This is a genomic window from Lutibacter sp. (genome assembly GCF_040883305.1).
Taxonomy (GTDB): domain Bacteria; phylum Bacteroidota; class Bacteroidia; order Flavobacteriales; family Flavobacteriaceae; genus Lutibacter.
This window is the reverse complement of sequence record NZ_JBFLKT010000411.1, coordinates 1-8238: the sequence shown is the minus strand read 5'-3', so window position 1 is coordinate 8238 and position 8238 is coordinate 1. Positions and strand designations below refer to the sequence as shown.

Annotated in this window: 11 protein-coding genes; 3 read left to right on the top strand and 8 right to left on the bottom strand. The window is 29.6% G+C overall.

Annotation, left to right across the window (positions count from 1 at the left end):
* The 3 genes from AB1Z17_RS13300 to AB1Z17_RS13290 all read right to left on the bottom strand — a co-directional run.
* Positions 1-428 (bottom strand): inner membrane CreD family protein (locus AB1Z17_RS13300; RefSeq protein WP_368052256.1); only part of this gene is annotated, 428 nt, incomplete at its 3' end.
* 19 nt (positions 429-447) lie between these two features.
* Positions 448-744, bottom strand: coding sequence for a winged helix-turn-helix domain-containing protein (locus AB1Z17_RS13295; RefSeq protein ID WP_368052255.1), 297 nt, complete (start codon positions 742-744; stop codon positions 448-450).
* A 2-nt stretch (positions 745-746) separates the two neighbouring features.
* A complete protein-coding gene (locus AB1Z17_RS13290; RefSeq protein WP_368052254.1) occupies positions 747-1367 on the bottom strand; it encodes a hypothetical protein in 621 nt (206 codons plus the stop codon).
* A gap of 171 nt (positions 1368-1538) precedes the next feature.
* Between AB1Z17_RS13290 and AB1Z17_RS13285 the strand changes: the two genes are divergently transcribed.
* Together AB1Z17_RS13285 and AB1Z17_RS13280 are read left to right on the top strand one after the other, a co-directional pair.
* Entirely contained in the window at positions 1539-4088 is a 2550-nt protein-coding gene (locus tag AB1Z17_RS13285; protein WP_368052253.1) for an adenosylcobalamin-dependent ribonucleoside-diphosphate reductase, read from the top strand.
* A 65-nt stretch (positions 4089-4153) separates the two neighbouring features.
* Positions 4154-4531: a DUF1801 domain-containing protein gene (locus AB1Z17_RS13280; RefSeq protein ID WP_368052252.1), complete on the top strand. Its 378-nt coding sequence runs from the start codon at positions 4154-4156 to the stop codon at positions 4529-4531.
* 4 nt (positions 4532-4535) lie between these two features.
* Here the strand turns inward: AB1Z17_RS13280 and AB1Z17_RS13275 are convergent, their stop codons facing one another.
* From AB1Z17_RS13275 to modA, 4 genes are read right to left on the bottom strand one after another with little or no spacing between them, the layout of a single operon-like run.
* Positions 4536-5411, bottom strand: coding sequence for a sulfate/molybdate ABC transporter ATP-binding protein (locus tag AB1Z17_RS13275; protein ID WP_368052251.1), 876 nt, complete (start codon positions 5409-5411; stop codon positions 4536-4538).
* Complete coding sequence (gene modB, locus AB1Z17_RS13270; protein WP_368052257.1) at positions 5404-6078, bottom strand: molybdate ABC transporter permease subunit; 675 nt, start codon at positions 6076-6078, stop codon at positions 5404-5406. The genes AB1Z17_RS13275 and modB overlap by 8 nt, the downstream gene beginning before the upstream one ends.
* The gene (locus AB1Z17_RS13265) at positions 6078-6476 is read right to left on the bottom strand and encodes a molybdopterin-binding protein (RefSeq protein WP_368052250.1); all 399 of its coding nucleotides are present in this window, start codon (positions 6474-6476) and stop codon (positions 6078-6080) included. Before AB1Z17_RS13265 ends, modB begins: the two co-directional genes overlap by 1 nt.
* Before the next feature lie 3 nt (positions 6477-6479).
* Positions 6480-7253, bottom strand: a complete 774-nt coding sequence (gene modA, locus AB1Z17_RS13260) for a molybdate ABC transporter substrate-binding protein (protein WP_368052249.1) — start codon at positions 7251-7253, stop codon at positions 6480-6482.
* Between the two features lie 210 nt (positions 7254-7463).
* On the opposite strand from modA, the gene AB1Z17_RS13255 reads away from it, so the two are divergent.
* Entirely contained in the window at positions 7464-7898 is a 435-nt protein-coding gene (locus AB1Z17_RS13255) for a CBS domain-containing protein (protein WP_368052248.1), read from the top strand.
* Here AB1Z17_RS13255 and AB1Z17_RS13250 read toward each other — a convergent pair.
* The coding region (locus tag AB1Z17_RS13250; RefSeq protein ID WP_368052247.1) for a ribulose-phosphate 3-epimerase at positions 7895-8238 on the bottom strand (344 nt) is incomplete at its 5' end. The genes AB1Z17_RS13255 and AB1Z17_RS13250 overlap by 4 nt on opposite strands.

The following is an 8238-nucleotide window of genomic DNA, read 5'->3' as shown; positions in this document are numbered from 1 at the left end:
ACACTTTTATAAACCGAAGTTTTATAGATGCCTCTTTTTTTAACTTCAGGATTTATTTCACTGTTAATTGCCAGTCTTTCTGGAAAGAAATAGGCATAATTTATGTGCGAAATAGTTTCTGTTGTTACTTTTTTAGTTTCACTATTTGTTACTAATTTTTCGGTATATGTTTTGTATGGAACTTTTAATATTGGGCCGTAAAGTAGGACTTCATTTCCCCATTTTTCATTAATCTCATTCACAACAGATTCTTGTCTATTAGCACGTTCACGAATTAAACTTTCAATAAAAGATAATGGAATTAGTAGCGCAATTATTAAAACACCAATCATTAACATTCTTGCTGTAATAGAGTTTTTAATCCAGTTTCCAAATTTGTTTTGTTGCATATTCATAGTTTCTAATATTAAAAGTACTTTGTATTTCAAAGTAGATGATTAAATTTTTTTAAGTATTTTTTATTAAATTTTCTAAAGCTTCAATATGTTTCTTAAATGCAATAGTTCCTGTTGTATTTGCACTATAGGTTGTATTCGGTTTTCTGCCAATAAATTGTTTGTGAATAGTAATATAATTCATTTTTTCAAGTGCTTTAATGTGGCTAGCTAAATTACCATCTGTTGCGCCTAAAATTTCTTTTAGCGTATTAAAATCAACAGTTTCATTAACAACCAGTGCCGACATAATGCCCAATCTTATTCTATGATCAAACGCCTTATTTATATTTTGTAAAATATTTTTCAACCTTATTTTTTATCGTATTTATTATACATAACCGTACCATATATAATGTGGAATACACCAAAACCTAGTGCCCAAAAATAAAGTCCGTACCCAATATATTGTGTGGCAATCAGTCCTAATAGTATATTTAAAATTCCTAAATACCGAATATCTCCCAACGTATATTTACTGGCATTTAAACAAGCCAAACCATAAAAAATTAATGTACTTGGAGCAATTAAGCCAATTAAATTATTCTGATAGAGTACTAAGCAAAAAACTCCCCCTGTAAATAGTGGAATTACAAAATTTATTAAAAGCCTTTTTGAAGTAGCATCCCATAATTTTTCACCACTTTTTTTAGCTTTCTTAGCGGAAAGTATAAAAGCAGTTAAAACCGAATTAATTAAAACAATTAATGCAATTGTAATAAGTATATATTCTAAATATGAAATAGGAATTAATGACATACCGCTGTATGAATTATTATAATTTCCTAAAATATATATTGCGATTGCTGCTCCAATTAAAGCATAAATACCTGCTAAAATTCCAGACAAGCCACTTAACGATATAAACCGAGACGATTTATTCATTATTGATTTGATTTCTGAAATTTCCTTTAAATAATCTTTCTGCGCCATTTTAAAAGTACTTTGAAATGCAAAGTAAGTAAAAAAAAACCATTTTGCAATAAAAAAAATTAACTTTTCAACAATAAAATGTTATTAACTAATTTAATAAAAGATGAAATAGTTTTAAATATTCGATAATTTTATTTTCTGATAAATCAACCATATTAAAAAAATTTGAAAATGACAGAAGAATTAGTTTTTCCAAAAGTGTATAGTTATAAAGAGGTGTTAGATAGTTGTTTAGCTTATTTTAATAACGATGAGTTAGCAGCAACTACTTGGATGAACAAGTATGCAGTAAAAAATAAGAAAGGCGAATATTTAGAGGCTTCTCCAAGTGAAATGCATAAAAGAATGGCAGTTGAATTTGGAAGAATTGAACAAAAATATTTAGAAACTGAAGTTGCTAAAGAAGGACTTTCTGAATACGGAAAAACACGTAAATTCTTGTCTGTAGATGGAATTTTTGAGTTGTTTAAAGATTTTAAATATATAATTCCGCAAGGAAGTGTAATGTCTTCTCTAGGAAATAACAATGTAATTGCATCACTTTCAAATTGTGTGGTTGTTCCTCCAGTGTACGATTCTTATGGTGGAATTTTTCATACAGATCAACAATTGGCGCAATTATTTAAACGTAGATGTGGAGTAGGTGTAGATTTATCAAATTTAAGACCAAGAGGTGCTCAAGTTTCAAATTCTGCAGGTACAACAACAGGAGCTGTTTCTTTTATGGATCGTTTTTCAAATACTACTAGAGAGGTTGCTCAAAATGGTAGAAGAGGTGCGTTGATGTTAACTATGGATATTGCACATCCGGATATTGAAGAATTTGTGACGATTAAACAAGATTTAACTAAAATTACAGGTGCAAATATTTCATTGAGATTGTCTGATGAATTTATGCTGGCAGTTGTTAAAGATGAAGAATATACATTGCGTTGGCCAATTGATAGTAAAAAGCCAACGTATACAAAAAAAATAAAAGCACAAGAATTATGGAACACCATAATTAAATCTGCACACAATACAGCAGAACCAGGATTAATATTTTGGGATCGTCAACATTATTATTCAACATCTTCAATGTATCCTGGCTTTAAAAATAGCTCAACAAATCCTTGTTCAGAAATTGCAATGCAAGGTGGTGATAGTTGTAGATTAATAGCACTTAATTTATACAGTTTTGTTGATAATCCATTTACAGCAAAAGCTTCATTCGATTTTAAGAAATTCTATAAAGTTACTTATGAATCGCAACGATTAATGGATGATTTGGTTGATTTAGAGCTGGAAGCTGTTGATAAGATCTTCAACAAAATAATGCACGATAAAGAACCAAATGATATTAAGCAAGTAGAAATTGACACTTGGAAATTACTTTATAAAACTGGTAAAAAAGGAAGAAGAACTGGTTTAGGTTTTACAGCCTTGGCAGATTGTATGGCTGCTTTGGGTAAAAAATTCGATACCGACGAAGCAATTGCAGTAGTTGATGAAATTATGAAAACCAAATTTAGAGGTGAGTTTGATAGTAGTATAGACATGGCAATTACCCGTGGTAAATTTGAAGTATTTAGTCCTGAAATTGAAAATTTCTCTGAATTTGTTCAAATGATGGAAACTGAATTTCCTGATGTTTATAAAAGAATGATGGAATACGGAAGACGAAATATTTCAATAAGTACCGTTGCACCAACAGGTAGTTTAAGCATGTTGGCGCAAACATCATCTGGAATTGAACCTGTTTTCTTATTATCGTACAAACGAAGAAGAAAAGTGAATGAAGGAGACGAAAACGCAAAAGTTGCGTATGTAGATGATATGGGTGATGCTTTTGAAGAATTTGAAGTGTACCATAATAAATTAAAACAATGGATGGACGCAACTGGCGAAACGGATATCAGTAAAAGTCCGTATGCTGGTGCAACTGCTCCAGAAATTGATTGGGAAAAACGAGTGGAAATGCAAGCTTTGGTTCAAAAATATACAACGCATTCAATTAGTTCAACCATAAATTTAGCTGCAGATGTTCCTGTAGATTTGGTTGGTAATATTTATATAGAATCTTGGAAAAAAGGCTTAAAAGGAATCACTGTTTATAGAGATGGTTCTAGAAGTGGAATTTTAGTAGCAAGTGATGCTAAAAAAGAAAAGAAAGATGGCGAATGTTATGCAGAAACTATCTTTCCAAAACGTCCTAAAAGAATTAAAGCAAAAGTAGTGCGTTTTCAAAACGATTACGATAAATGGGTAGCTGTTGTTGGTTTAATTAACAATAGACCTTATGAAGTATTTACGGGTAAATTAGAAGATGCATTTTTGCTACCAACTTGGTTAGAAGAAGGTTGGGTTATTAAAAATAAAGATGAAAAAGGAGCTTCTCGTTACGATTTTCAATTTGAAGATAGACAAGGCTATAAAGTTACAATGGAAGGTCTTTCACGTACTTTTGATAAAGAATATTGGAATTATGCTAAATTAATTTCCGGTGTATTACGTCACGGAATGCCAATACCGTATGTAGTTGATTTAATTAACAACTTAAATATGTACGACGAGAATATTAATACCTGGAAAAATGGTATTGCACGTACCTTAAAACAATTTGTTGAAGATGGCACACAAGCAGTTGATAAAAAATGTCCTGAATGTGGTGATCCAGATGGATTAATTTATGAAGAAGGATGTTTAAAATGTAAAAATTGCGGACATACTAAGTGTGGATAAATTTTTAAATTAATGTTAAACAGAAAAAACACCAACAAAATTTTATATATTGTTGGTGTTTTTTTATGAATCCAATAGACCAATATTTTTACAATCAAGAAGAACCTTACCAATCAATTATGCTTTATTTAAGAAGTGTAATACTAAAAATTGTGCCTCAAATTGAAGAAAAGTACAGTTATAAAACACCTTTCTTTTGTATTAACAAAAAACCTGTACTGTATTTAAATGTATTAAAAGGTACTGATTTTGTTGATGTTGCCATTGTTCATGGAATTATTTTAGAAGAAAAATATCCCCAACTTAAAAACTATAACAATAGAAAGCAGGTAAGATCACTTCAAGTAAAATCCTTAGAAAATTTTGATGAATTAATGTTTTCACAACTTTTAAAAGATGCCGTAACTTCTGTTGGAAATAGTAAAAAAGCCTGGTTTGTTTAAGAAACTACCCAATTTTATGGATTATAGGATTAAATGCTTTAGACGAAACTAATATTTTATCTCCAATTATTAATTGCTCACCTTCGCTTTCATCTGCAACAACTTTTACTAAATCTTTCCCAATTCTAACGGTAAGTATAAATAAAAAATCTTGTTTTTCAATTTCAATAATAGTTCCAGTAAATTGAAATTTGGCATTTAATTCTTTATGATTAAATACTTCATTAGGAGTCCCTTGTCGTATGATTTTTCCATGTTCTAATTCAAGAACTTTATCAGACATTCTTAGAATTTCAGAAATATCATGGCTAATTAAAAGCGTTGTTAGTTTATATTCTTTATGAACGGCTAAAATATATTGTTGTAATTTAAATCGGATTTCAGCATCTAAAGCGGAAAGTGGTTCATCGAGCATTAAAATACTAGGTTTTTGAACCAATGCTCTTGCTAATGCAACACGTTGTTTTTGTCCGCCAGAAAGTGTATCTGGTTTTCGGTTTTGTAATTCTCCTAATTCAATAATTTCAATTAAATGGTTTACAATTGTTGCATCTTGTCCTTTATTTAGTGCAAACAATAAATTTTCCTTTACATTCATATTAGGAAAAAGCGCATAATCTTGAAAAACAAAACCTACTTTTCTTTTTTGAGGTTTTAAATTAATTTTAGTTGTTGTATTTAACCAAGTTTCGTCATTTACTACAATTTTCCCAGAATCAGGATATAATAAACCTGCTAATATTCTAAGAATTGTTGTTTTTCCAACACCAGATTTTCCATAAAGTGTTACTAAACTTCCTTTATTTATATTGGTGTTTATATCTAAAAGCATTTCACCCAAAGCAGCTGTTAATTTTTTTTGAATCCTGATTTCAATCATTTTTAAACTGTTTTAAGTAGCCACCATTAATTAAATAAACGGCCAATAAAATACTAAATGTTAAGGCAACTAAAATTAAGGAATAAGTGTTAGCAGCGGCATAATTTAAAGATTCAACTTCATCGTAAATTGCTATGGAGGCAACTTTTGTTTTACCTGGAATATTACCACCAATCATTAAAACAACTCCAAACTCACCAATTGTATGCGCAAAAGCAAGTACAATTCCTGTTAATAATGATGATTTTATATTAGGTAATAATACTTTAAATAATGTAGTTGTTCTAGATTTTCCTAATACGTCAGACATATCTTTTAACGAACTTGATAAGTTTGTAAAACCAGACTGTATTGGATGTACCATAAAAGGTAAACTGTAAATAATGGATGCAATTAATAAACCTTCAAAAGAAAACACAAGTTTTAAACCCAGCCAATTGTTTAGCCAATTTCCGAAAGAATTTGCAGGAGAAAAAGCGATTAGTAAATAAAAACCAATAACAGTTGGAGGCAATACCAATGGCATACTTACAATGGTTTCGCAAATGGGTTTTAATTTAGATTTTGTATATGCCAACCAATAAGCCAACGGAATGGAAATTGCTAACAACAAAACCGTAGTTATAAATGCAAGTTTAAAGGTTAATATTAGTGGTTCCCAATCTATCATTCTGAAATTAGTATTTCGTTTGTTTTCACCATTGCCGTGACAGCTGTTCCCAGTTCTAATTGTAATTGTTTTACTGCATTTGTAGTAATAATAGAACTAATTTTTCCAACGTTGGTTTTTATAGTAAGTTTACTTAATAGTTCTTTAGACTCTAAAACTTCAATAGTTCCTTTAAATTTATTTCGTAAGCTTATTTCATCTGTATTTCCTTTGCCAATAATGACTTCAGTTTCTTTAAAAACGACTGTAATTGTATTTCCAACTTTTAAGTAAGGCGCTGTTTTTGGGGTGTCTATTACAATTGCAGACATATTAATAGTGTCAACTTTAATCCCAATTAAAGTTAGGCTTCCAGACACCGTAAGTTTTTCAATGGTTCCTTTTAAAATATTCATTTATTAGTTGGTTGCATATCCAAATTTATTCAAAATAACTGTTCCTTTTTTCGAAAAGAGGAAGTTATAAAATAATTCTTTTTTTTCTGAAGAACTTGGACTGTTTTTTATAATTACAATGCCTTGTTTAATAGGTGTATAAGTGTTTTCATCTATAGCAACCCAATTTCCTTTACCTTTTACTATTGGAGATAGCACAACAGATTTAGCAGTAAATCCAATTTCGGTAGCTTTGGTAGTAATAAATTGGTTTGTTTGCGCCACACTTTCTCCATAAACTAACTTACTTTTTGTGCGATCAAAAATTTTATAATGATTTAAAACTTCTTCGGTAGCAATTCCATAAGGCGCTGTTTTAGGATTTGCAGAAGCAATATGTTTAATGTTTTTTTGAAGCAATAAATCAACAGAAGGCTTAATACTATCAATCATAGACCATAATATAAGTTTTCCATAGGCATAAATTGTTGGTTCTCTTGTTGTAAAGCCAGTATTGAATAATTCTAATGGATATTTCATATCCGCAGAGACAAAAATATCGTAAGGTGCGCCTTCTTTAATTTGTGCCGTTAATTTACCAGAAGAACTTACAATTATTTCACATTTAAAGCCACTTTCTTGTTCAAATACAGCACTTATTTCTTCCATTGCAAATTGCATATTTGCAGCAGTTGCAATAGTAAGTTTAGGTTCTTTTTGTTGCTTGCATGAAAAACTTATAAATAAAATTGTAAATAGAATAATTATTGTTTTAAAAAAGCTTGATATATTTTTCATAATTATAAATACATAGTGCATTTAGAAGTGCTAATATAATGCTTCTTTTTTTAGATGAGTATCAATTTATTTTCAAAATAAGTTGTTTAAAACAACAACAACAATACTTAAAGTATAAAATATTTAAAAATTAAATAAATTAAAATGATTTTAATCATATATACTTTAGTTCAAATTTTAGAACTTTAAAGTACTTAAAAAATATTATTTATGAAACGTCTTGAGCCAGTATCTAAAATAATGACAAAGGAGCTTGTTACGTTATGTTTGCGTGATGATTTATATAAAGCAGAAAAACTATTTAAAGAACATCATATTCGACACATACCTGTTGTTAAAAATAGACATATTGTTGGTATGTTAAGCCTTAGTGATTTGCAACGCATTAGTTTTTTAGATTCTTATGATGCAAATGAGATTAAAATTGACAATGCTATTTACAATATGTTAAGCATTGAGCAGATAATGGTAAAAAATCCAATAATGGTAACTTCAAATATTACCATAAAATCTGTTGTAGAAATTTTATCTCAAAATGAATTTCACGCATTACCAGTTGTTGATAATGAAATTTTAGTTGGTATTGTTACAACTACAGATATTTTAAGATATTTATTAAAGCAATACGAAATAGAATCTGTTTAACTAGGTGAAACCAAATCTTTTAAGTCTGAAATTGTTTTAGTTGGATCTTCACTTTTAAACACAAAACTCCCAGCCACAAAGGCATCTACACCTGCTTCAGAGAGTTGCTCGATATTTTGGTCAGTTACACCTCCGTCAACTTCTATTAGGGCTTTAGAGCCACTAAATTCTATTAATGCTTTTAATTGTTGTACTTTTTTATAGGTGTTTTCTATAAAACTTTGCCCACCAAATCCAGGATTTACACTCATAATTAATACCAAATCTAAATCTTCTATAATATCTTCTAAAACAGCAATTGGTGTATGTGGATTTAAGGAAACTCCTGCTTTCATTCCTT

Bases quoted from the DNA above. Each gene is read 5' to 3' on its own strand.
- AB1Z17_RS13285 (WP_368052253.1), top strand. From the start codon at position 1,539: ATGACAGAAGAATTAGTTTTTCCAAAAGTGTATAGTTATAAAGAGGTG.
- modA (WP_368052249.1), bottom strand. From the start codon at position 7,253: ATGAAAAATATATCAAGCTTTTTTAAAACAATAATTATTCTATTTACA.
- AB1Z17_RS13290 (WP_368052254.1), bottom strand. From the start codon at position 1,367: ATGGCGCAGAAAGATTATTTAAAGGAAATTTCAGAAATCAAATCAATA.
- AB1Z17_RS13275 (WP_368052251.1), bottom strand. From the start codon at position 5,411: ATGATTGAAATCAGGATTCAAAAAAAATTAACAGCTGCTTTGGGTGAA.
- AB1Z17_RS13255 (WP_368052248.1), top strand. From the start codon at position 7,464: ATGAAACGTCTTGAGCCAGTATCTAAAATAATGACAAAGGAGCTTGTT.
- AB1Z17_RS13280 (WP_368052252.1), top strand. From the start codon at position 4,154: ATGAATCCAATAGACCAATATTTTTACAATCAAGAAGAACCTTACCAA.
- AB1Z17_RS13265 (WP_368052250.1), bottom strand. From the start codon at position 6,476: ATGAATATTTTAAAAGGAACCATTGAAAAACTTACGGTGTCTGGAAGC.